Annotated in this window: 18 protein-coding genes; 10 read left to right on the top strand and 8 right to left on the bottom strand. The window is 67.6% G+C overall.

Features of this window, described 5'->3' with window-relative positions; translation table 11 throughout:
* Nucleotides 1-82: 82 nt before the first annotated feature.
* The 3 genes from dxs to K309_RS0105840 are packed head-to-tail and all read right to left on the bottom strand — an operon-like array spanning nt 83 to nt 3,235.
* Nucleotides 83-1,999 carry a 1-deoxy-D-xylulose-5-phosphate synthase gene (gene dxs, locus K309_RS0105850; RefSeq protein ID WP_029045549.1) on the bottom strand — a complete coding sequence of 639 codons (1,917 nt, stop codon included), beginning with the start codon at nt 1,997-1,999 and terminating at the stop codon, nt 83-85.
* 43 nt (nt 2,000-2,042) lie between these two features.
* On the bottom strand, nt 2,043-2,927 hold the full coding sequence (locus tag K309_RS0105845) for a polyprenyl synthetase family protein (protein ID WP_029045548.1): 885 nt from the start codon (nt 2,925-2,927) through the stop codon (nt 2,043-2,045).
* Nucleotides 2,924-3,235: an exodeoxyribonuclease VII small subunit gene (locus tag K309_RS0105840; protein WP_029045547.1), complete on the bottom strand. Its 312-nt coding sequence runs from the start codon at nt 3,233-3,235 to the stop codon at nt 2,924-2,926. The genes K309_RS0105845 and K309_RS0105840 overlap by 4 nt, the downstream gene beginning before the upstream one ends.
* A 368-nt stretch (nt 3,236-3,603) precedes the next feature.
* On the opposite strand from K309_RS0105840, the gene K309_RS0105835 reads away from it, so the two are divergent.
* The 3 genes from K309_RS0105835 to K309_RS0105825 all read left to right on the top strand — a co-directional run bounded on the left by K309_RS0105835 (nt 3,604) and on the right by K309_RS0105825 (nt 6,706).
* Nucleotides 3,604-4,707, top strand: coding sequence for an aromatic ring-hydroxylating oxygenase subunit alpha (locus tag K309_RS0105835; protein WP_029045546.1), 1,104 nt, complete (start codon nt 3,604-3,606; stop codon nt 4,705-4,707).
* A 177-nt stretch (nt 4,708-4,884) separates the two neighbouring features.
* Entirely contained in the window at nt 4,885-5,808 is a 924-nt protein-coding gene (locus K309_RS0105830) for a DMT family transporter (RefSeq protein WP_029045545.1), read from the top strand.
* 43 nt (nt 5,809-5,851) lie between these two features.
* A complete protein-coding gene (locus tag K309_RS0105825; RefSeq protein WP_029045544.1) occupies nt 5,852-6,706 on the top strand; it encodes a sulfurtransferase in 855 nt (284 codons plus the stop codon).
* A 23-nt stretch (nt 6,707-6,729) separates the two neighbouring features.
* Here K309_RS0105825 and K309_RS0105820 read toward each other — a convergent pair whose 3' ends face one another.
* The 4 genes from K309_RS0105820 to polA form a co-directional block, all read right to left on the bottom strand.
* Nucleotides 6,730-7,521 carry a ZIP family metal transporter gene (locus K309_RS0105820; RefSeq protein ID WP_232232320.1) on the bottom strand — a complete coding sequence of 264 codons (792 nt, stop codon included), beginning with the start codon at nt 7,519-7,521 and terminating at the stop codon, nt 6,730-6,732.
* Nucleotides 7,522-7,773: 252 nt separating this feature from the next.
* Entirely contained in the window at nt 7,774-8,652 is an 879-nt protein-coding gene (locus K309_RS0105815; RefSeq protein ID WP_029045542.1) for a dienelactone hydrolase family protein, read from the bottom strand.
* Between the two features lie 123 nt (nt 8,653-8,775).
* Nucleotides 8,776-10,101 carry an NAD(P)/FAD-dependent oxidoreductase gene (locus K309_RS0105810; RefSeq protein ID WP_029045541.1) on the bottom strand — a complete coding sequence of 442 codons (1,326 nt, stop codon included), beginning with the start codon at nt 10,099-10,101 and terminating at the stop codon, nt 8,776-8,778.
* 151 nt (nt 10,102-10,252) lie between these two features.
* Entirely contained in the window at nt 10,253-13,081 is a 2,829-nt protein-coding gene (polA, locus tag K309_RS0105805) for a DNA polymerase I (protein ID WP_029045540.1), read from the bottom strand.
* 4 nt (nt 13,082-13,085) lie between these two features.
* On the opposite strand from polA, the gene K309_RS0105800 reads away from it, so the two are divergent.
* From K309_RS0105800 to K309_RS0105785, 4 genes are all read left to right on the top strand, one after another.
* The gene (locus K309_RS0105800) at nt 13,086-14,033 is read left to right on the top strand and encodes an LOG family protein (protein WP_232232318.1); all 948 of its coding nucleotides are present in this window, start codon (nt 13,086-13,088) and stop codon (nt 14,031-14,033) included.
* 245 nt (nt 14,034-14,278) lie between these two features.
* Nucleotides 14,279-14,692 (top strand): membrane protein, encoded by a 414-nt coding sequence (locus K309_RS0105795; RefSeq protein WP_029045538.1) that lies wholly within the window; start codon nt 14,279-14,281, stop codon nt 14,690-14,692.
* 142 nt (nt 14,693-14,834) lie between these two features.
* The gene (locus tag K309_RS0105790) at nt 14,835-15,827 is read left to right on the top strand and encodes a homoserine kinase (protein ID WP_029045537.1); all 993 of its coding nucleotides are present in this window, start codon (nt 14,835-14,837) and stop codon (nt 15,825-15,827) included.
* 6 nt (nt 15,828-15,833) lie between these two features.
* A complete protein-coding gene (locus tag K309_RS0105785; protein ID WP_029045536.1) occupies nt 15,834-16,631 on the top strand; it encodes a BPSS1780 family membrane protein in 798 nt (265 codons plus the stop codon).
* Between the two features lie 82 nt (nt 16,632-16,713).
* On the opposite strand, the gene K309_RS0105780 is transcribed toward K309_RS0105785, so the two are convergent.
* The gene (locus K309_RS0105780) at nt 16,714-17,472 is read right to left on the bottom strand and encodes an IclR family transcriptional regulator (protein ID WP_029045535.1); all 759 of its coding nucleotides are present in this window, start codon (nt 17,470-17,472) and stop codon (nt 16,714-16,716) included.
* A gap of 178 nt (nt 17,473-17,650) precedes the next feature.
* On the opposite strand from K309_RS0105780, the gene sauS reads away from it, so the two are divergent.
* The 3 genes from sauS (at nt 17,651) to K309_RS0105765 (ending at nt 22,156) form a co-directional block, all read left to right on the top strand.
* A complete protein-coding gene (sauS, locus tag K309_RS0105775; protein ID WP_029045534.1) occupies nt 17,651-19,093 on the top strand; it encodes an acylating sulfoacetaldehyde dehydrogenase in 1,443 nt (480 codons plus the stop codon).
* Nucleotides 19,093-20,622, top strand: coding sequence for an acyl--CoA ligase (locus K309_RS0105770; protein WP_029045533.1), 1,530 nt, complete (start codon nt 19,093-19,095; stop codon nt 20,620-20,622). Before sauS ends, K309_RS0105770 begins: the two co-directional genes overlap by 1 nt.
* A 241-nt stretch (nt 20,623-20,863) precedes the next feature.
* Nucleotides 20,864-22,156, top strand: coding sequence for an MFS transporter (locus K309_RS0105765; protein WP_029045532.1), 1,293 nt, complete (start codon nt 20,864-20,866; stop codon nt 22,154-22,156).

The raw sequence follows: 22,156 nt of genomic DNA, 5'->3' as shown, positions 1-22,156 counted from the left end.
GACGCACTCGTTGCCGAGGGCCGAATCCCCTTGGCCGGCGCGGGTGATCTCAGCCACCCGCACGGGAACACGCCGGCAGCGGTCAGGCCACGCGCGAAGCGACCGTGACCTTGGGCTGGTCCAGGCCGAAGCGCTGCCGCACCGAGCGCTCGATGCCGGCTGCGTCCAGCCCGCACTGCTGCAGCAGGTAGGCCGGGTCGCCATGGTCGACGAAACGGTCGGGCAGGCCCAGTACCAGCACCGGGATATCGATGCCGGCTTCGGCGAGCGCCTCGAGCACAGCGCTGCCCGCGCCGCCCATCACGCTGCCCTCTTCCACCGTGACGAGGAAGTCGTTCCCGGCGGCCAGGCGCTTGACCAGCTCCACGTCGAGCGGCTTGACGAAGCGCATGTCGGCAACGGTCGCATCCAGCGCCTCGGCTGCACCGAGGGCCGGATGCAGCATCGAGCCGAAGGCCAGGAAGCCGACACGCTGGCCGGCGCGCCCGGTGCCTTCGCGGCGCACCACGCCCTTGCCGACCGGCACGCCGGCCAGTTCGGCGGCAATCACCGCACCCGGGCCGGAGCCGCGCGGATAGCGCACCGCGGTAGGACAAGTCTGGTGGAACGCCGTGGTCAGCAGCTGGCGGCACTCGTTTTCATCCGACGGCGTCATCACCATCATGTTGGGGATGCAGCGCAGGTAGGCGATATCGTAGGCACCCGCGTGGGTGGCGCCGTCGGCGCCGACCAGGCCGGCGCGGTCCAGCGCGAACACCACCGGCAGGTTCTGCAGCGCCACGTCATGGATCAACTGGTCATAGCCGCGCTGCAGGAAGGTGGAGTAGATCGCCACCACCGGCTTCAGGCCCTCGCAGGCCAGGCCGCCGGCGAAGGTCACCGCGTGCTGCTCGGCGATGCCGACGTCGTAGTAACGGTCCGGGAAGCGCTTCTCGAACTCGACCATGCCCGAGCCTTCGCGCATCGCCGGGGTAATGCCGACCAGGCGCTTGTCGGCGGCGGCCATGTCGCACAGCCATTCGCCGAACACCTGCGTATACGTCTTGCGCGCGGGCTTGGCGGCCGGGCGGATGCCTTCGGCCGGGTTGAACTTGCCCGGGCCGTGGTACAGGATCGGGTCGGCCTCGGCCAGCTTGTAGCCCTGGCCCTTCTTGGTCACCACGTGCAGGAACTGCGGACCGGCGCCTTCCAGCGCGCGCTCGCGGATGTTCTGCAGCGTCGGCACCAGCGAGTTCAGGTCGTGGCCGTCGATCGGGCCGATGTAATTGAAGCCGAATTCCTCGAACAGCGTCGCCGGCACCATCATGCCCTTGGCGTGTTCCTCGAAGCGCTTGGCAAATTCCAGCACCGGCGGCGCCACCGACAGCACCTTCTCGATGCCCTTCTTGGTGGCCGCATAGAACTGGCCGCTCAGCAGCCGCGCCAGGTGGCGGTTGAGCGCGCCCACCGGCGGCGAGATCGACATGTCGTTGTCGTTGAGCACCACCACCAGCGGCAGGTCCTTGTACACGCCGGCGTTGTTCAGCGCCTCGAAGGCCATGCCCGCGGTCATGGCGCCATCGCCGATCACCGCCACCGAGACGCCCTTCTGGCCCAGCGTGCGCGCGCCCAGCGCCATGCCAAGCGCGGCCGAGATCGAGGTCGACGAATGCGCGGTGCCGAAGGTGTCGTACTCGCTCTCGCTGCGGCGCGGGAAGCCCGAGATGCCGCCCCACTGGCGCAGCGTGCCCATGCGCTCGCGGCGCCCGGTCAGGATCTTGTGCGGGTAGCTCTGGTGGCCCACGTCCCACACCAGCCGGTCATCGGGAGTGTTGAAGACGTAATGCAGTGCGATGGTCAGTTCGACCGTGCCGAGGTTCGAAGAGAGGTGCCCGCCGGTCTGCGAGACCGATTCCAGCACGTAGGCGCGCAGCTCTTCGGCCAGCGTCTGTAGCTCGCGCCGGTCCAGCTTGCGCAGGTCTGCGGGGGCGTCGATCTTCTTGAGGAGTGCGTAGGTCATAGTGTCCGTTCGGCCGCCGGATTCTTTCGTCCGGCTCGTCAATTCAGTGTGTGCGCAGCACGATCAGGTCCGCCAGGTCGGCCAGGCGGGCCGCGCGGCTGCCAAAGCCGGCCAGCGCCGCATGCGCCTCGGTGCGCAACGCCCCGGCCAGGTCGCGCGCCGCCGCCAGCCCCATCAGCGACACGTAGGTCGGCTTGTCGTGCGCGGCGTCCTTGCCGGCGGTCTTGCCCAGCGTGGCGGTATCCGCGGTGACGTCCAGAATATCGTCAACCACCTGGAACGCCAATCCCACCGCCGCCGCATACTTGTCCAGCTCGGCCAGCCCGCTGGCGTCGATTTCGCCACACAGCGCGCCCATGCGCACGCTGGCGCGCAGCAGCGCACCGGTCTTCATCCGGTGCATGGCCTCGAGCGCGCCGCGCGTCATGGCGCGGCCCACGTTCTGCAGGTCGATCGCCTGGCCGCCGGCCATGCCGGTCGAACCCGATGCCTGCGCCAGCTCGGCCACCAGCTTCAGCCGTGCCGCGGGGCTCAGTATGTCGGCGCCGGCCAGCACGATGAAGGCCTGGGTCTGCAGCGCATCGCCCACCAGCAGCGCGGTGGCCTCATCGTAAGCCTTGTGCACGGTAGGCCGGCCGCGGCGCAGGTCGTCGTCGTCCATGCACGGCATGTCGTCGTGGACCAGCGAGTAGGCGTGGATCATCTCCACCGCGCAAGCCGCCGCATCGCAGGCTGCGGGGTCGGCCCCGCTGACCTCGCCGGCAGCGTGCACCAGCAGCGGCCGCACGCGCTTGCCGCCGCTCAGTGCAGCATAGCGCATGGCTTCGTGCAGCGTATGCGGCACGGTGTTGGCATCGGGCAACGCCGCCCGCAGCGCGGCTTCGGTACGGGCGCCCTGCGCCTGCATCCACTGGGCGAAATCGGTCATGCCTCGTCCGCCCCCTGCGCGCCATTGATCCCGTTGGCCCCGTTGCCTTCGCCGGCGAGCGGCTTCAGTACCTCGCCTTCCAGCACCCTGACCTGCTGCTCCACGCGCTCCAGCTTCTGCTGGCAGTAGCGCACCAGCTCGGCGCCGCGGCGGTAGGCCGCCAGCGAGGCCTCGAGCGGCAGTTCGCCGCTCTCCATGCTGGCCACCAGGGTCTCGAGCTCGGCCATCGCCGCTTCATAGGAAGCGGGCGGCGCGGAGTCCGTGATGGTGTTTTCGGTCTGGACCGCGGCGGTCGTCGTCTTTGGCATGTAGGGCCCTGAAAATATGGCGCCGGGGGAAAACCCGGATGGGGAAGCCCGGATTTTACGCCAAAGCCGGCGCTTGCCCCATCCTTGAGCACGCGCGCGGAGTGCCGCCGGGGCATATGTGACTTGTGCGCTTGGGTCGTCTTTCCGAATGCGGCCGGTACGGCACCCCAATGACGACCCGGGTCGACTTTTTCGCTAAAAACGCAAAAAAATCAGTCCCTTAACTTTTTGGGTCGGGTACAATCTCCCGCTCGCCGCGAGGGTCTGGCGCATCCTTGCCAAACCCGCGGCTGTCTTTCCCAAATCGATTCAATTTTCGATGGTTGGGTTGTTCACTGCTTTCACCTGTTCATCTGGGAGTGGGGATAATGTCCAATCTCAGCACCGCGCTCAAGTTGGCGCCGGCTGATACGCAACTGCCCGTCGGCGTCTACTTCGACGAAACGCTGCATCAACAAGAACTCGAACTGCTGTTCAGGCAAGGCCCGGGCTACGTCGGCCACGAACTGATGGTTCCGGAGGTCGGCGACTACCACACGCTCAAGGCCGAGGACGAGGGCCGCATGCTGGTGCGCAATGCCGCCGGCGTGGAACTGATGTCCAACGTGTGCCGCCACCGCCAGGCCATCATGCTCAACGGCCGCGGCAACAAGCAGAACATCGTCTGCCCCCTGCACCGCTGGACCTACGACCTCAAGGGCGAACTGCTCGGCGCGCCGCATTTCGACCAGCAGCCGTGCCTGCACCTGAAGCGCTCCCCACTGCAGAACTGGAACGGGCTGCTGTTCGACGGCAAGCGTGACGTGCGTGCCGACCTCGCCAGATTGGGCGTGGCCCAGGACCTGAACTTCGACGGATACATGCTCGACCACGTCGAGGTGCACGACTGCGACTACAACTGGAAGACCTTTATCGAGGTCTATCTGGAGGATTACCACGTCGTGCCGTTCCATCCGGGGCTCGGCAGCTTTGTCTCGTGCGACGACCTGAAATGGGAGTTCGGCGAATGGCACAGCGTGCAGACCGTGGGCCTGCATGCGGGCCTGAAGCGCCCCGGCAGCCCGACGTACCAGAAATGGCACGACGCGGTGCTGCGCTTCAACAACGGCGTGCTGCCCAAGCACGGCGCGATCTGGCTGACCTACTACCCCAACATCATGGTGGAGTGGTACCCGAACGTGCTGGTGATCTCGACGCTGCACCCGCTGGGTGCGCGCAAGACCCGCAACGTGGTGGAGTTCTACTACCCCGAGGAAATCGCGCTGTTCGAGCGCGAATTCGTCGAGGCCGAGCGCGCCGCCTATATGGAAACCTGCGTCGAGGACGACGAGATCGCCGAGCGCATGGACGCCGGCCGGCTGGCGCTGATGAAGCGCGGCACCAGCGAGGTCGGGCCATACCAGTCGCCGATGGAAGATGGCATGCAGCACTTCCACGAGTGGTATCGCCGCGCCATGTCATACCAGGGCTAGTGCGATAACCGCACGCCTTGCGCCATCACGGACCGCTGCGGCGGTCCGTTTTGCTTTAGGGCGCGATGTGCGCTGATAGAATCATTGCTCCGCAATGCCGGGCCGAGCCGTCGCCGCCCGCGTCTTTCGCAAGACCCTCGCAACACCACGCCACACCTCGCCCCCCGCGCCCCCGCCATGCAATCGCTCTGGATGCTGTTCGCCGCCTTCTCGTTCTCGTTGATGGGGGTGGGCGTCAAGCTGGCATCCGACCTGTACACCACCGGCGAAATCGTGTTCTACCGTGGCCTGATCAGCGTGGTCATCATGTGGGTGCTGTTGTCGTCGCGCGGCGTGCCGGTGCGCACGCCGTACATGCTGTCGCATATCAAGCGCAGCGTGTTCGGGGTCACCGCACTGATGCTGTGGTTCACCTCGATCACGCTGCTGCCGCTGGCGACCGCGATGACGCTGAACTACATGTCGCCGGTGTGGATCGCGCTGATCCTCGGCGCCAGCGCCGCCCTGGCCGGCACCGCCGGCAATGCCGACCGGCGCCTGGTGCTGGCGATCCTGCTGTCCTTTGCCGGCGTGATCTGCCTGCTGCAGCCGTCGGTTGGCAAGGACCAGCTTACCGGCGGCCTGGTCGGCCTGATCTCGGGGGTCTTTACCGCGCTGGCGTATGTCGAGGTGCGCCAGCTTGGCCAGCTGGGCGAGCCCGAGGGCCGCATCGTGTTCTATTTCTCGCTGGTCGGCATGATCGCCGGCCTGGCGTGGATGCTGATCTCGGGCGTGAGCCCGCATACCTGGTATGGCGTCGGCCTGCTGCTGGCCATCGGCATCCTGGCGACGCTGGGCCAGACCGCGATGACGCGCGCCTACAAGCGCGGCAACACCCTGCTGACCGCCAACCTGCAATATGCCGGCATCGTCTTTTCCAGTGTCTGGGGCATGCTGATCTGGTCCGACCAGCTCAACTGGCTGTCGTGGCTGGGCATGGGGCTGATCATCGCCAGCGGCATCGCCACCACGCTGATGCGCGCCCGCCAGGGCACCGACGCCAAGCCGACGCCGGCCACGCCGGTCAAGTCGCCGGAGGCGGAAGTGCATCCCGAGGTGTAGCATCCGTTAAGCTTTCGTTCCCTTCGCTTGCTACAGGATTCCCATGCAGAAACCGCTGATTTCCGTCACCGCACTGCAGGCGCTGCTGGCCGGCAACGGCCGGTGCGTCGTGATCGACTGCAGCTTCGACCTGGCCAACCCCGCCGCCGGCCGCGAGGCGTACCACGCCGGCCACCTGCCGGGCGCGTTCTACCTGCACCTGGACAACGAACTTTCGGGCCGCAAGACCGGCAGCAACGGCCGCCATCCCCTGCCCGACGCCGACGACTTCGTCGCGCGGCTGCAGGCGCTGGGCGTGGAAGACGACACCCCGGTGGTGGCCTACGACGCGCAGGGCGGCATGTTCGCCGCCCGGCTCTGGTGGCTGCTGCGCTGGATCGGCCATGGCGAGGTCGCGGTGCTGGACGGCGGCAAGGACGCCTGGATCAAGGCGGGCATGCCGCTGGAGCATGAGGCCACCCCGGAGCCTGAGTTTCCCGGCAAGATCTCGCGCCGCGAATCGCTGGTGCCGACGGTGGACGCCGCCGCCCTGCTCGCCAACCTCGACCGCGCCGCGCTGCTGGTTGTCGACGCACGCGCGCCCGACCGCTTCCGCGGCGAGAACGAAACGCTGGATCCGGTCGGAGGCCATATTCCCGGGGCCGTCAACCGCTTCTTCAAGGACAACCTCGACGCCGAAGGCCGTTTCAAGTCGCCGGAAACGCTGCGCGCCGAGTTCGGCGCCGTGCTGGGCCAGCGCGCGCCCGCGCAGGCGGTGATGCAGTGCGGTTCAGGCGTCACGGCCTGCCACAACCTGCTGGCGCTGGAAGCGGCCGGACTGGGCGGCGCGGCGCTCTATCCGGGCTCGTGGAGCGAATGGTGCGCCGACCCGGCGCGCCCGGTGGCGACCGCCACCTGACGATCCGGGCCTGACGTTCCTGCCTAGTGCGAAGTTGCCACCGGCGCGGCGCCGCCGTGCCCGTGGCTGTGCCGCTCGTGCACGCCGTTGGTGATAAAGACGATCGCCGAAATCCCCGCGGCCACCAGCACCACCTGGATCGCCGACTCGCGCCAGCGCGGCTTGCGCTGCATCTGCGGCATCAGGTCGCTGACGGCGATATAGAGGAAGCTGCTGGCGGCGATCACCAGTACGTAAGGGACCCAGCCGCTCATCTCGTCGAGCAGGAAATACCCGACCAGGCCGCCGGCGAGGGCCGCCACGCTCGACAGCAGGTTGAAGGCGAAGGCGCGCGCCTTGGAGAAGCCGGCGTTGAGCAGCACGATGAAGTCGCCCACTTCCTGCGGGATCTCGTGCGCGGCGATCGCCAGCGCAGTGACCACGCCGATATGCGGGTCGGCCAGGAAGGCCGCCGCGATCACGATGCCGTCGGCAAAGTTATGGAAGGTGTCGCCCACCAGGATGGTCAGGCCGCTGCGCCCCGCCTCTTCGCGGTCATGGCCGTGGTGGTGGTGGTGCCCGTCGCCCTCGTGGTGGTGCGAGTGGCGCAGCAGCGAAATCTTCTCCAGCAGGAAGAAGCCCAGCAGCCCCGCCAGCAGCGTGCCGAACAGCGCGCGCGGGTCGGCGCCGGACTCGAACGCCTCCGGCAGCGAATGCAGCAGCGCGGTGGCAAGCAGAACGCCCACCGAGAAGCTCACCATGCGCTCGACCACGCGGGACGCCACCGTCAGCGACAGCAGCGCCGCCCCGAAGATGCTGCCCACGCCCGAGATCATGGCGGCGAGCAGGATGTACAAAAGCGTCGAATGGATGATGGGCTCCCAGGTGGCGACGCTGCCGGCCTTTCAGCCATCCCTTACGTACCTTAAGCACCTTAAAGCACCTTAAAGCACGCCAAGCAGCCCCGCCGTTCCGCCCGCATTGCGCCGGGCGGCAAACGCAACAATGTTGCAATAACTCAAAGGCCGCATTGTACGTATCCGCCGGGACTTTGCAATCCTGCTGTCGGCCAGGTCACCCCGAACGGATCACGCCACGCCCTGCTGCTTGAACCAGGCCAGGCACTTTTGCCAGCCGTCCTTGGCGTCCGCCTCGCGGTAGCTGGGACGGTAATCGGCGTGAAAAGCATGGCCGGACTCGGGATAGATGACGAAGCGCGAGGCCTTGGCGTCAGGGTCGGGCGACGCCGCCAGCGCAGCCTTCATCTTCTCCACATGCTCCAGCGGGATGCCTGTGTCCTTGCCGCCGTACAGGCCGAGCACCGGCGCATGCAGCTGGCCGACAAGGTCGATCGGGTTCTTTGGCTTCAGCGGCGCCGGCTCGGGCGACAGCTGGCCGTACCAGGCCACGGCGGCCTTGAGCTGGCGGCTGTGCGCCGCGAACAGCCAGGCGATGCGGCCGCCCCAGCAAAAGCCGGTGATGCCGAGCCGCGACACGTCGCCGCCATTGGTGCGGGCCCAGGCCACCGCGGCGTCGAGGTCGCCCATGACCTGGGCGTCGGAGACCTTGGCGATCACCTCGCGCTGCAGTTCCTGGATGGAACCGAAGCTCTGCGGGTCGCCCTGGCGCGCGAACAGCTCGGGCGCGATCGCCAGGTAGCCAAGCTTGGCGAAGCGCCGGCAGATATCGGCGATGTACTCGTGCACGCCGAAGATCTCGCTGACGACCAGCACCACCGGGAGGTTCTTCTTGCCTTCCGGCTGGGCCCGGTAGACAGGCATGTTGAAGCCGCCGGACGGAATCGTGACCTCGCCGGCGGTCAGGCCGGCGAAATCGGTCTTGATCGCCTGCTGGGCCATCACCGGCAGGGCGGCTGCGGCGAAGGCGGAACCGAGCGCGGTCTTGACGAAGCCGCGGCGGTCGAAGGTCTGGCCGGGGACGAGGCTTTCCACTTCAGGTTTGAGCATGCATGTCTCCAGGAACGTGGGTGGCTGGCGCGCCAAAAATCGCCAGCCACCGATTCTAAGCAGACATGACGCTTCGTGCGCATGCTGGCACGACGTTCCGCTCAGTGCAGCCTCGGTGCAGCCTCAGTGCAATTTCACCCGCGGGCTGGTCTTGCTGCGCAGCCAGTGCGACACGGTATCCAGCGCCATGCCGACCGCACCGTGCAGCGCCATCACGTGCATCCGGTACAGCGAGGTGTACATGACACGCGCCATCAGCCCTTCGATAAACATCGAGCCGCCGATCAGCCCGCCCATCAGGCTGCCCACCGCGCTGAAGTGTCCCAGCGACACCAGCGAACCGAAGTCCTTGAAAGCGAACGACGGCAGCGGCTTGCCTTCGAGCCGCGCGCACAGCGCCTGGTAGAGGAAGGTCGCCTGCTGGTGCGCCGCCTGCGCGCGCGGCGGCACCGAGGTCTGCTTCTCCGGCCACGGGCAGCTGGCGCAGTCGCCGAAGGCGAAGATGTCGGGATCGCCCTCGCTCTGCAGCGTTGGGCCGACCACGACCTGGCCCTGGCGGCTGGTCGGCAGGGCCAGCGTGGCCAGCACCTGCGGCGCGGTAATGCCCGCGGCCCATACCGTGAGGTCGGCATCGATGGTCTTGCCGCTGGCGGTCAGCACAGCCTGCGGCGTGACCTCGGTGACGCGCTCGCTGGTAAAGACATCGACATCGAGCTTCTTCAGCAGCTTGGCGGTTTCTGCGGAGACGCGCTCCGACAGCGCCGGCAGGATGCGCGGGCCGGCCTCGATCACATGGATGCGCACGTCGCGGCGCGGATCGAGGCGGTGCAGGCCATAGGCGCTGAGCACATGCGCGGTGTTGCGCAGCTCGGCCGACAGTTCGACGCCGGTGGCGCCGGCTCCGATGATGGCCACGTCCACGCGCGGACGGCCATCCTCGCCCATGCGCCCGCGCCCGTTCTGCGCACGCACGCAGGCGGCGATCAGGCGCTTGCGGAAGCGTTCCGCCTGCGCCACGGTATCGAGCGCGATGGCGTGTTCGGCGGCGCCGGGCACGCCGAAGAAATGGGTGACGCAGCCGATCGACAGCACCAGCGTGTCGTACGGCAGCTCGCGCGCGGGCAGCAGCTCCGCGCCGTCCTGGTCATTGCAGGCCGACACCGCGATGGTCTTGCGCGTGCGGTCGATGCCGGTCAGCTCGCCCTGCTGGAACTCGAAATGGTGCCAGCGCGCCTGCGCCGCGTATTCGAGCTGGTGCGTGTTCGGATCCATGCTGCCGGCGGCAACTTCATGCAGCAGCGGTTTCCAGATGTGGGTCGGCAGGCGGTCCACCAGGACCACCTGCGCTGTTCCCTTCCTGCCAAGCTTGTCGCCCAGCCTGGTTACCAGTTCCAGCCCTCCTGCCCCGCCGCCGACGACTACGATGCGGTGCGCCTTTGCTTCTGTCATGGTCTACCCGATGCGTATTGTGAAATCCGTGCCTGAGGCATGAACCACAGTCTGCTGCATTGCAGCATGCATGGCAAGCCGCATAAACCGACTCAGCAGTCGCTTCAATCGATACCACCATGCATCGCGGGCGGAGGTTGTCCGCTCAACTTCAGTGCGCTTCTTCCCAGTTGGCGCCGCTGCCCACCTCGGCCACCAGCGGCACGCGCAACTGCGCCACCGTGCACATCAGCTCCGGCAGGCGCGCCTTCACCAGTTCCAGCTCATGCTCGGGCACTTCCAGCACCAGTTCATCGTGCACCTGCATGATCTGGCGCGTCTGCAGCCCGTCGCGCTCCAGCCAGCCCTGCACCGCGATCATCGACAGCTTGATCAGGTCGGCGGCCGTGCCCTGCATCGGCGCGTTGATGGCGGCGCGCTCGGCGGCCTGGCGGCGCGGGCCGCTGCCGCCGTTGATGTCGGGCAGCCACAGCCGGCGGCCGAACACGGTCTCGACATAGCCCTGCTCGCGCGCGGTCTGCCGGGTTTCTTCCATGTAGTGCGCCACGCCGGGGTAGCGCATGAAGTAGCGGTCGATATAGTGCTTGGCCGCTTCGCGTTCGATGCCCAGGTTGCTGGCCAGCCCGAACGCGCTCATGCCGTAGATCAGGCCGAAGTTGATGACCTTGGCATAGCGGCGCTGCTCGCTGCTGACCGCATCGCGCTCCACGCCGAAGATCTCGGCAGCGGTGGCGCGGTGGATGTCCTCGCCGTTGGCGAAGGCGCGCAGCAGGTTCTCGTCGCCCGAGATATGGGCCATGATGCGCAGCTCGATCTGCGAGTAGTCGGCCGATACGATCACGCTGCCCGGCTCGGCGATAAAGGCTTCGCGGATGCGGCGGCCCTCCTCGGTGCGCACCGGGATGTTCTGCAGGTTGGGTTCGGTCGATGCCAGCCGGCCCGTCACCGCGGTCGCTTGCCCGTAGCTGGTGTGCACGCGGCCGGTGCGCGCATTGACCATCCTGGGCAGCTTGTCGGTGTAGGTGGACTTGAGCTTGGCCAGGCCGCGGTAGTCGAGCAGCAGCTTGGGCAGCGGGTAGTCCTCGGCCAGCTTCTGCAACACCTCTTCGTCGGTCGACGGCGCGCCGCTGGCGGTCTTCTTCACCACCGGCAGCTTCATCTGGTTGAACAGGATCTCGCCGATCTGCTTGGGCGAACCGAGGTTGAACGGCTGGCCGGCGGCCTCATAGGCGGACTGCTCCAGCGCCAGCATGCGCTGGCCCAGCTCGGCGCTCTGCGCGGCCAGGCGTTCGGCGTCGATCAGCACGCCGTTGCGCTCGATCTTCTGCAGCACCACGGAGACCGGCATCTCGATCTCTTCGTACACCCGGCGCAGCCCCGCGGCGCCTTCCACCTGCGGGAACATCTTGCGGTGCAGGCGCAGCGTCACGTCCGCGTCTTCGGCGGCGTACTCGGTGGCGCGCGCCAGGTCGATCTGGTCGAAGCAGATCTGGCCGGCGCCCTTGCCGCACACTTCCTCGTAGGTGATGGTCTTCAGGCTGAGCAGCCGCTCGGCCAGGCTGTCCATGCCGTGGTTGCGGTGCGATGCCAGCACGTAGCTCTGCAGCATGGTGTCGTGCGCCACGCCGCGCAGCGTCACGCCATGGTTGGCGAAGACGTGGATGTCGTATTTCAGGTTCTGGCCGAGCTTGGGGCGGCTGGCATCCTCGAGCCAGGCGCGCATGCGCTCCAGCACGAATTCACGCGAGAGCTGCCCGTGCTCTGGCAGGCCGGCCACGTCCGGGCCGCGGTGCGCCACGGGGATGTAGCAGGCTTCGCCCGGCGTCACCGACAAGGAGATGCCGACCAGCTGCGCCTGCATGGGGTCGAGCGAATCGGTCTCGGTATCGATCGCTACCAGCGGCGCGGCCTCGATGCGCCGCATCCAGTCTTCCAGCATGCCCTGGGTGGTGACCGTCTCGTAGCGGATCTCGGTGGGCGCGCTCTCTTCCGTTGCCTGGGCCACATTGTCAGCGGACGCGGCCGGCGCATCGAACAGGCCGCCCTGCGCCGGTGCCGCGGCCGCGCGGGCGCGGGCGTGCGCGCGCGCCTGGGTACGCGAATCCGGCAGGCGTTCACCGGTGGCCTCGCGCAACCAGGTCTTGAAGCCGTAGCGCTGGAAGAATTCGACCAGCTTGTCCTTGTCCTCGCCGGTCTCGCGCAGCGCGTGGAAATCCGCCACCGCCTTGCTCAGGTCGCAGTCAGTCTTGACCGTGACCAGCTGGCGCGCCATCGGCAGCCAGTCGAGCGTATTGCGCAGGTTTTCGCCGACCACGCCCTTCATGCCCGGCGCGGCGGCCATCACGCCGTCGAGCGAGCCATGCTCGGCCAGCCATTTGACTGCGGTCTTGGGGCCCACCTTGGGCACGCCGGGGACGTTGTCCACCGCATCGCCGATCAGCGACAGGTAGTCGATGATGCGCTCGGGCGGCACGCCGAACTTGGCCGCCACGCCCGGGGGATCGAGCACTTCGCCGCTCATGGTGTTGACCAGCGTGACCCGGTCGTTGACCAGCTGCGCCAGGTCCTTGTCGCCGGTGGATACAACCGTACGCACGCCCTGCTCGGTGGCCTGGCGCGACAGCGTGCCGATCACGTCGTCGGCCTCGACGCCGTCGACCACCACGATCGGCCAGCCCAGCGCGCGCACGGCTTCGTGGATCGGCTCGATCTGGCGCGCCAGGTCTTCCGGCATGGACGGCCGGTGTTCCTTGTAGGCCGGATACATGTCGTCGCGGAAGGTCTTGCCCTTCGCGTCGAACACGCAGGCGCTATACTCTGCCGGGTAATCGTTGCGCAGCTTGCGCAGCATGTTGATCATGCCGTAGATTGCCCCTGTGGGCAGACCCTCTCCATTCCTCAGGTCCGGCAGAGCGTGATAAGCGCGATACAAATAGCTCGATCCGTCGACGAGCAAGAGTGTTTTTGGACTATCCGACATTCCCATGGACTCAAAATTGACTGGTGCCGCTGCGGGCGGTGCCTCGACCGCCCCCCTTGCTGATCCGGATGTTTCCGATATCTCCGGCGATACCGTGCAACCCCCGCCGGAGGCAGCGTCCGAACACGCCGCAGCCATAGCCGCCGCGGCCGATGCCGCCGCCGCAGGCCATCCGCCTGAAGTGGCCGCTGAAAAAGCCGCCGCCGCGGCCGCGCGCGCCAATCCGCGCAAGATGATCCCCAGCCTGCGTGCGCTGGCCGACGAAGACCGCGCTACCGCAAAGAAGGCGCGCGCATCGTGGCAAATGTTCACGATTATGGCAGAGTTCATCGAGGCGACCGAGTACCTCTCGGAGATCCGCCCGGCCGTGTCGATCTACGGCAGCGCACGCCTGCGCGAGGATTCGCCCTACTACCAGCGCACCATCGAGATCGCGCGGCTGTTCTCCGATGCCGGCTTCGCTGTCATCTCGGGCGGCGGCCCCGGCATCATGGAAGCGGCCAACAAGGGCGCGCACGCCGGCAAGTCGGCCAGCGTGGGCCTGAACATTGAGCTGCCGCACGAGCAGCAGGGCAATCCATACCAGGACATTGCCATGCGCTTCCGCCACTTCTTCACGCGCAAGGTCACCTTCGTCAAGAACTCGGACGCGTTTATTGTGATGCCGGGCGGCTTCGGCACGCTGGACGAGCTGGCCGAGGTGCTGACGCTGGTGCAGACCGGCAAGTCGCGCTCGGTGCCAGTGGTCATGTTCGGCAGCCGCTTCTGGAAGGGCCTGCTGGACTGGTTCCGCTTCACGCTGCTGCCGATGGGCCTGATCGCCGAGCACGACCTCGACCTGATGAAGATCGTCGACGAGCCGCATGAAGTGCTCGAAGCAGTCTACGACTACTACGAGCGCCGTGGCGGCGACAAGCCGATCCCGCCCAAGGAAGAGATGTTCTACCTGTAAGCGCCCGGCCGGGTTCGGCCCGGCCGGCTTGCGCCGCAAGCCACGCGTCAGGCACACCGGGCGTTGCGCGGGTGCGCCGCGGGGCACGGCCCGGCCTCCGGGCACGGCAGAATTGCTAGAATGGAACCTGTCCGTTCTGCCAAGCCCGGCGCCGCCGGGTTGCAGCCAACCGCCGCATGCCGCGGCGCCGCCCGCCGCCCCTTATTGCCCTTATGGAGCGCCGCGACGCCGCACAGGAGCCCCTGATGACCTCCCGTTCCACCCGGTCGTGCCGTTCTGCCCGGTCCGACGACCCCCTGCCCGCAGGCCTGCGCCTGATGGCCGCGGCTGCCGCCACATTTGCGCTGGCGGCACCCGTGCTGGCCCAGGGCAACCAGGAAAGCAGCGCACTGACACAGCAGGAACTGAACCAGATCAACAACCAGCCGATCGCGCCGGCAGCCAAGACGCAGCTGAACCAGCCGCGCCAGCCGAGCTTCCAGCTCAACGAGCGCGACGGCACGCAGGTGCGCGAGTACCGCGACAAGGGCCGGGCCACCGATATCCAGGTCAAGTCCGGCTTCGGCACCAAGTACGAGATGAGCAAGCCGGAAGACAGCTCGCCGCGGATCCGTGAGCACGATGTCAACCGCGTGCCCTCGGTCAACCTGAAGTTCTGACCATGCAAGCGTCCCGCCGCAGCGGCGGCGGGACGCTGACCCACGGCCCGGCGTGACCGGGCCGCGCCGGCCCTCCGGCAGTCATGCCGCGGCGGCGGCCCTTGCTTTGCCGCCGCTTTCCGATTCGCTTCACACAACGAGTATGGCCGTATTCACCACGGTCTCGCAGGACGAGATCGCCAGCTGGCTGCTTGATTTCGACCTTGGCGAAGTGCGCGAACTGCGCGGCATCGCCTCGGGCATCGAGAACAGCAATTTCTTCCTTACCATGGAGCAGGATGGCCAGGCACGCCAGTACGTGCTGACCATCTTCGAGCGGCTGTCGTTCGCGCAGCTGCCCTATTACCTGCACCTGATGGCGCACCTGGCCGAGCGCGGCATCCGCGTGCCGGCGCCGATCCCGGCGCGCGACGGCGAGATCCTGCGCCCGCTCAAGGGCAAGCCGGCCACCATCGTCACGCGCCTGCCCGGGGCCTCGCAACTGGCGCCGGACGCGCAGCACTGCGCCGAAGTCGGCGACATGCTGGCCCGCATGCACCTGGCCGGCCAGGACTACCCGCGCCGCCAGCCCAACCTGCGCAGCCTGCCGTGGTGGCAGCAGACCGAGCCCGAGATCCTGCCTTTCCTCGACGCCGGCCAGCGCGCGCTGCTGCAACGGGAAATCGCGCACCAGGCGGCGTTCTTCGGCAGCGCCGACTACGCCAGCCTGGGCGAAGGCCCCTGCCACTGCGACCTGTTCCGCGACAACGTGCTGTTCGAGGAAGACGGCAGCGGCCGCCACCGTCTAGGCGGGTTCTTCGACTTCTACTTTGCCGGCAACGACAAGTGGCTGTTCGACCTGGCGGTCACCGTCAACGACTGGTGCATCGACCTGGCCAGCGGCGAACTCGACCACGCGCGGGCGCAGGCAATGCTGCGGGCTTATCATGCGGTCAGGCCGCTGACCGGCACCGAGGCCGCGCACTGGCAGGACATGCTGCGCGCGGGCGCGCTGCGCTTCTGGGTGTCACGGCTGTGGGATTTCTACCTGCCGCGCGAGGCCGACATGCTGCAGCCGCACGATCCCACCCATTTCGAACGCATCCTGCGCCGGCGCCTGGACGCCAGTCCCGCGCGCCCGCTCCCCTGGATCTGATCCGTCATGCAACTACTGGAAGTTCCTGCCAAGGAAGGCTACGTCTGGTTCCGCCAGGGTATCTGGCTGTTCCGCAAGAACCCGCTGACTTTCCTGATGCTGCTGTTCGTCTACCTGATTGCCGCGCAGCTGGCCATCGTGGTGCCGCTGATCGGCATCATCGCGCTGCTGGTGGTCACGCCGGGCCTTTCTGTCGGCGTGATGACCGCATGCCGCGACGTGATCCAGAACAAGCGCGTGCTGCCAACCGTGCTGCTGGCGGGCTTTCGCGCCAATGGCAAGGAAGCCACGCGCAACCTGCTGGTGCTGGGCGGCATCTACGCCGGGCTGGTGTTCATGCTGGGGCTGATCGCCGGCGCCGTGGTCGACATGAGCGCGCTGGTGCCGATCGTGCTGAAGGAAGAAGCACCCTCGGCCGAAGCAGTGCGGCAGCTCTACTACGCGATGATGATCGGCGCGCTGCTGTACACACCGATCGCGATGATGTTCTGGTTCGCGCCACTGCTGGCGGCCTGGCATGGCGTGCCGCCGGTGAAGGCGCTGTTCTTCAGCTGGACCGCATGCTGGCGCAACCGTGGCGCGTTCTTTACGTACATCGTGCTGTTCGCGATGCTGCTGGTTGCGATCCCGTTCTTCCTGGAAGCGGTGTTCAGCGTGTTCGGGGCGGAAACGGTGCTGTCGTTCCTGGTGACGCCGTATTCGCTGCTGATGCTGGCGATTTTGTATTGCTCGTTCTATGCGACCTACCGCGGGTGTTTCAACGTGACCCCGCCGGGGGTGGAGCCGGCTGCGCCGACGGTCTAAGTCTGCATTTTCAGCGCTGATGGTTTGCTCCCTCTCCCGCTCGCGGGAGAGGGGAGCAAACCAGCGGCAAACACGCTCACAATTACTCCCCGAACGTCTTCACCATCGCGTCCGCCGCCAGGCGCAGGTCGGGCACGAATCCCATCAGCCGGTCCATCGTCATCCGCGCCAGCGGTGCCTGCACCGCGATCGCCGCGCAGGCGCGGTTGCGATTGCGCATCACCGGCACCGCCACCGCGATCATCCCCTCGAGATTTTCCTGGTTGTTGATGCCCAGGCGCCGCCGCCGAGTCTCGGCCAGCTCCGCGTGCAGTGCGGCAGCGTCGGTGATGGTACGAGCCGAATGCGCGCGCAGCGGCAGATTGGCCACCAGACGTTCACGCTGCGCGCATGGCAGGAACGCCAGCAACAGCTTGCCGCTCGCGGTGCAATGCAGCGGCACGCGCGAGCCCGGCTGCAGGTGCATGCGCAGCGGCCATTGCGTTTCCACGCGATCCAGGTAGACCACGTCGTCGCCCGACAGCATGGTCAGGTTGCAGGTCTCGCCGACCTTGTCGACCAGCTGCTGCAGGATCGCGTGTCGCGCCGCGGCTGGCCCCGCCTGCATCAGCACGTTGACCGCGAGCTGGCGCACCCGTGAAGAGCATTCATAGCCGGGGCTGCCCGCCGTGCGCGATACCAGCCACGTGCTTTCCAGCTGCTTGAGGATGCGGTGCACGGTCTGCTTGGGCAGCCCGATCTCCTGCACGATGGCCGACAGCGGCATGGGCCCGTCGGCCGCGGACAGGATCTCCAGGATGCGGAAGGCACGCACCGCGGCGGCGTTCGAGTGATTGCTCATGGATGCAATTTAGCGGATTCCGGGACGCCCTGGCGTCCCGAAAACTGCATTAGCGGTTGCAGCCCGCAGCCGTGCTCGCGAAAGCGCACAAATTGGGACGGCATGCCTGTCCGGGTTCACTAGATTCGATCCGGGGCCGCCGCGGCGGACCTACCCGAACCAACCCCGGAGCCGATCCATGAGTGTGCAGATACTGCAGCGCCAGCAGTCCCATTCCACCGATGTGCCCGTGCAGGAAGACCAGGTCGATGCGATCGTGGCGCGCGCCCGGCAGGCGCAGCGCGTGTTCGCGCGTGCCGGCCAGGCCACCGTCGACACCGCCGCGGCTGCCGCCGCGTGGGCCATCATGGAGCCCGCGCGCAACCGACGGCTGGCCGAGCGGGCCGTGGCCGACACCGGCCTTGGCAACGTCGATGACAAGATCCGCAAGAACCATCGCAAGACACTGGGCCTGCTGCGCGACCTGCACGGACGCAAGACCGTCGGCGTGATCTCGCGTGACACGGCCACCGGCATCACCGAGATCGCGCGGCCAGTCGGCGTGGTCGCCGCGATCACGCCGTCGACCAACCCCGGGGCGACGCCGGCCAACAAGATCATCAACGCGCTCAAGTGCGGCAACAGCGTAGTGGTGGCGCCCTCGCCCAAGGGACAGGGCACGTGCGAGCTGCTGCTGTGGTTCATCCACGCCGAGTTCGCGCGCGCCGGCCTGCCCGCGGACCTGGTGCAGATGCTGCCCGCGCCGGTGTCGAAAGCCTCGACCGCAGAGCTGATGCGCCAGGCCGACCTGGTGGTGGCCACCGGCTCGCAGGCAAACGTGCGCATGGCCTACACCTGCGGCACGCCCGCCTTCGGCGTCGGGGCCGGCAACGTGGCCGCCATCGTCGATCGCAGCGCGGCGCTGGCCGATGCGGCGGCAAAGATCGTCCGCTCCAAGACCTTCGACAACGCCACCAGCTGCTCGTCGGAGAACAGCCTGGTGATCCTCGACGCGGTCTACCAGCCCATGCTCGAAGCGCTTGCCGCCGTCGGCGGCGTGCTGCTGACGGCCGAGGAAAAGGCGCGGCTGCAGGCGCTGATGTGGCGGCACGGCAAGCTCGCCGGCGACATGACCGGCCAGAGCGCGCCGCGCATTGCCGAACTGGCGGGCCTGGCGCGCGTGCGTGCGTTGCAGCCGACCATGCTGCTGGTGCCGGAGACCGGCGTCGGCAGCGACTATCCCTTCTCCGGCGAAAAGCTCTCGCCGGTGCTTACGCTCTATCGCGCCGCCGACTTCACGGCCGCCGTGGCGCGCGTGGCGAGCCTCTACGACTACATGGGCGCGGGCCACTCGGTCGGGTTGCACACGGCCGATCCGCAGCAGGCGCTGCAACTCGGGCAGGAACTGCCGGTGGCGCGCGTGATCGTGAACCAGGCGCACTGCTTCGCCACCGGCGGCAATTTCGACAACGGCCTGCCGTTCTCGCTGTCAATGGGCTGCGGCACCTGGGGCGGCAACAACTTCTCGGACAACCTCGGCTGGCGGCAGTACCTCAACATCACCCGCATCGCAGAGCCGATCGCCGAGCGCGTGCCCGACGAGCGCGAGCTGCTGGGCGACTACTTCGCGAGGGTCGGCTAATGAACGCGCGCATCCGCCCCGAAGTGCTCGACACCGTGGCCACGCTGCTGGCCGCCCGTGCCGCGCAAGCCCCCGACAAACCCTACCTGCTGTCTCCCGACAGCGGCCGCGCGCTCAGCTTCGGCGCCCTGGCTGCCGACGCCGATGCACTCTGCCGCCGCTACGCCGAGGCCGGCCTCGCCAGCGGCCAGACGGTGTCGGTGTACCTGCCCAACGGCGAACAGACCGCGCGACTTCTGCTTGGCACCATGGCCTGCGGGCTGGTGGCCAATCCGATCAATCTTCTGTGCCAGCCCGCGCAACTGCGCTACATCCTCGGGCACTCCGACACGCGGCTCGTATTCACCTCGCCCGAAGGCGAAGCCGCGATCCGCACGGCGCTGGCCGAAGCCGGCGTCGAGGTGCCAGTGGTGGTCACCGCGCCGGACGGCAGCGTGTTGCCCGCGCTGCGGGAAATGCAGCCCGGCGCAGCCCCCCTTCCGCCACCGCAGCCCCACCACCCGGCGCTGCTGATGTACACCTCCGGCACCACCGGCACGCCAAAGGGCGTGCTGCTGACCCACCGCAACCTCTCCGCCAACGGCGCCAGCGTCAGCCGCGAGCATGCGCTCGGCGCGGGGGATCGCGTGCTGGCCACGCTGCCCCTGTACCACATCAACGGGCTGGTGGTGACCGCGATCGCGCCGCTGGTGCACGGCGGCTCGGTGGTGATGCCGATGCGCTTCTCGGCCAGCGCGTTCTGGCACGAGATCGCCCGACATGGCTGCACCTGGCTCAACGTGGTGCCGACCATCATCGCCTACCTGCTCAACGATCCCGACGGCCGCGCGCCGGCCGGCGTGCGCTTCTGCCGCTCCGCTTCCGCCGCGCTGCCGCCGGAGCACCATCGCGCGTTCGAGCAGCGCTTCGGCATTGGCGTGATCGAGACCATGGGCATGACCGAAACCGCGGCGCCGGCGTTCAGCAATCCGCTTGATCCGCAGCAGCGGCGCATCGGCAGCATCGGCCGGCCTTCCGGCACGCAAGCCCGCGTGCTGGGGCGCGACGGGCAACCGCTGCCCGATGGCGAGATCGGCGAGATCGTGCTGCAAGGCGAGAGCGTGATGGCGGGCTACTACAAGGCGCCCGAGGTCACGCGTGAAGCCTTTACACCCGACGGCTGGCTGCGCACCGGCGACCTCGGCTATTGCGATGCGGAGGGCTACTTCTACATCACCGGCCGCGCCAAGGAACTGATCATCAAGGGCGGCGAGAACATCGCGCCGCGCGAGATCGACGAAGCGCTGCTGCGCCATCCGGGCGTGCTGGAAGCGGCGGCAGTTGGCGTGCCCGACCCCGCCTACGGGCAGGAGATCGTCGCCTTCATCGTCCGGCGCGAGGCCGTGGCCTGCGACGACGCGGCGCTGCGCGCGCACTGCCTGCGCGAGCTGGGCCGCTACAAGACGCCCAGGGAATTCCGCTTCATCGCGGAGTTGCCGCGCGGGCCTTCCGGCAAGGTGCAGCGACTCAAGCTGCTGGACCCTGCCTGACCTGACGGCCCTTCCCTTCCCCCACCCTCGCCAAGGAGCCCAATCACCCGCCACCACGATTCCCGGAGACACACACGGAGACACACACGGAGACACACAGCTGTTTGCTCAAGGACGGGGCAGCGCAGCCAGGACTTACCACTGGCGCGCCCCTGACGAGCCGCAAGCGCATGGCAATGGACCATGCGCCGGCCGCCGCCCCGTCAACACCACGCGCGCCCGCCGCGCATAGGAGGTGGTTATGAAGCAACGCATCAAGACCCGGCATATGATCCTCGGCGTCATGTGCCTGATGTATTTCATCGCCTATATCGACCGCGTCAACATCTCGGTCGCCGCCCCGCTGATCCGCGAAGAGATGGGGCTGACGTCATCGCAACTCGGGCTGGTGTTCTCGGCCTTTGCCTATCCCTATGCCGCCATGCAGATCCTGGGCGGCTGGATGTCCGACAAGTTCGGGCCCAAGAAGGTGCTGATCGTGCTGTCGCTGATCTGGGGCGTGGCGACGGTGCTGACCGGCTTTGCCGGCAGCGTGATGATGCTGGTGGTGCTGCGCTTCGTGCTCGGCATCGGCGAAGGCGGCGCGTTCCCGACCGCCACGCGCGCCTTCACCTACTGGATGCCGGTGGCGGAACGCGGCTTCGCGCAGGGCATTACGCACAGCTTCGCGCGGCTGGGCGGTGCGATCACGCCGCCGATCGTGCTGGCCATCGTCGCCACGGCGGGATGGCGCGAGGCCTTCGTCGTGCTGGGTGTGGTGAGCCTGGGCTGGACCGTGCTGTACGCAATGATGTTCAAGGACTCGCCCGACCAGCATAAGCGCGTCACGCCGGAAGAACTGCAGGAGATCGGCTACCGGCGCGGCGATTCGCAGCAGGCGGCCAAGGCGCCCACGCCGTGGCGCCGGCTGTTCCGGCGCATGTGGCTGGTGACCTTCGTCGACTTCTGCTACGGCTGGTCGCTGTGGGTCTATCTGACGTGGCTGCCGTCGTACCTGAAGGAGGCGCGTGGTTTCGACCTGAAGCAGCTGGCGCTGTTCACCGCGCTGCCGCTGATGGCGGGGGTGGTCGGCGATACGCTCGGCGGCGTGCTGTCGGACCGCATCTACCGGCGCACTGGCAACCTGCGCCTGGCGCGCGGCGCGATCCTGTTCGTCGGGCTGGCCGGCTCGCTGATGTTCATCGCGCCGATGACCTTCACGGCCGATGCCGTCAACGCGGTGATCCTGCTGTCGCTGTCGTTCTTCTTCCTGGAGCTGACCAATGCCGTGCTGTGGAGCCTGCCGCTGGATATTGCCGGCAAGTACGCCGGTACCGCGGGCGGCATGATGAACACCGGCTTCGGGCTGGCCGGCATGGTGTCGCCAGTGGTGTTCGGCTACCTGATCGAGCGGACCGGCAGCTATGACCTGCCGTTCATGATCTCGGGGGCGTTGCTTGGCGTCGGTGCGGTGGCATCGCTGTTCATCAACCCGCGGCTGACCGTGGACAGCCCCGAGTCCAAGGCCGGCGAAGTGCGGCACGCCCTGTCCTGA

This window comes from Cupriavidus phytohabitans (assembly GCF_000426345.1).
Classification (GTDB): Bacteria; Pseudomonadota; Gammaproteobacteria; order Burkholderiales; family Burkholderiaceae; genus Cupriavidus.
Note: the sequence above shows the minus strand (reverse complement) of the source record. Positions and strands in the feature narration are given on the sequence as shown.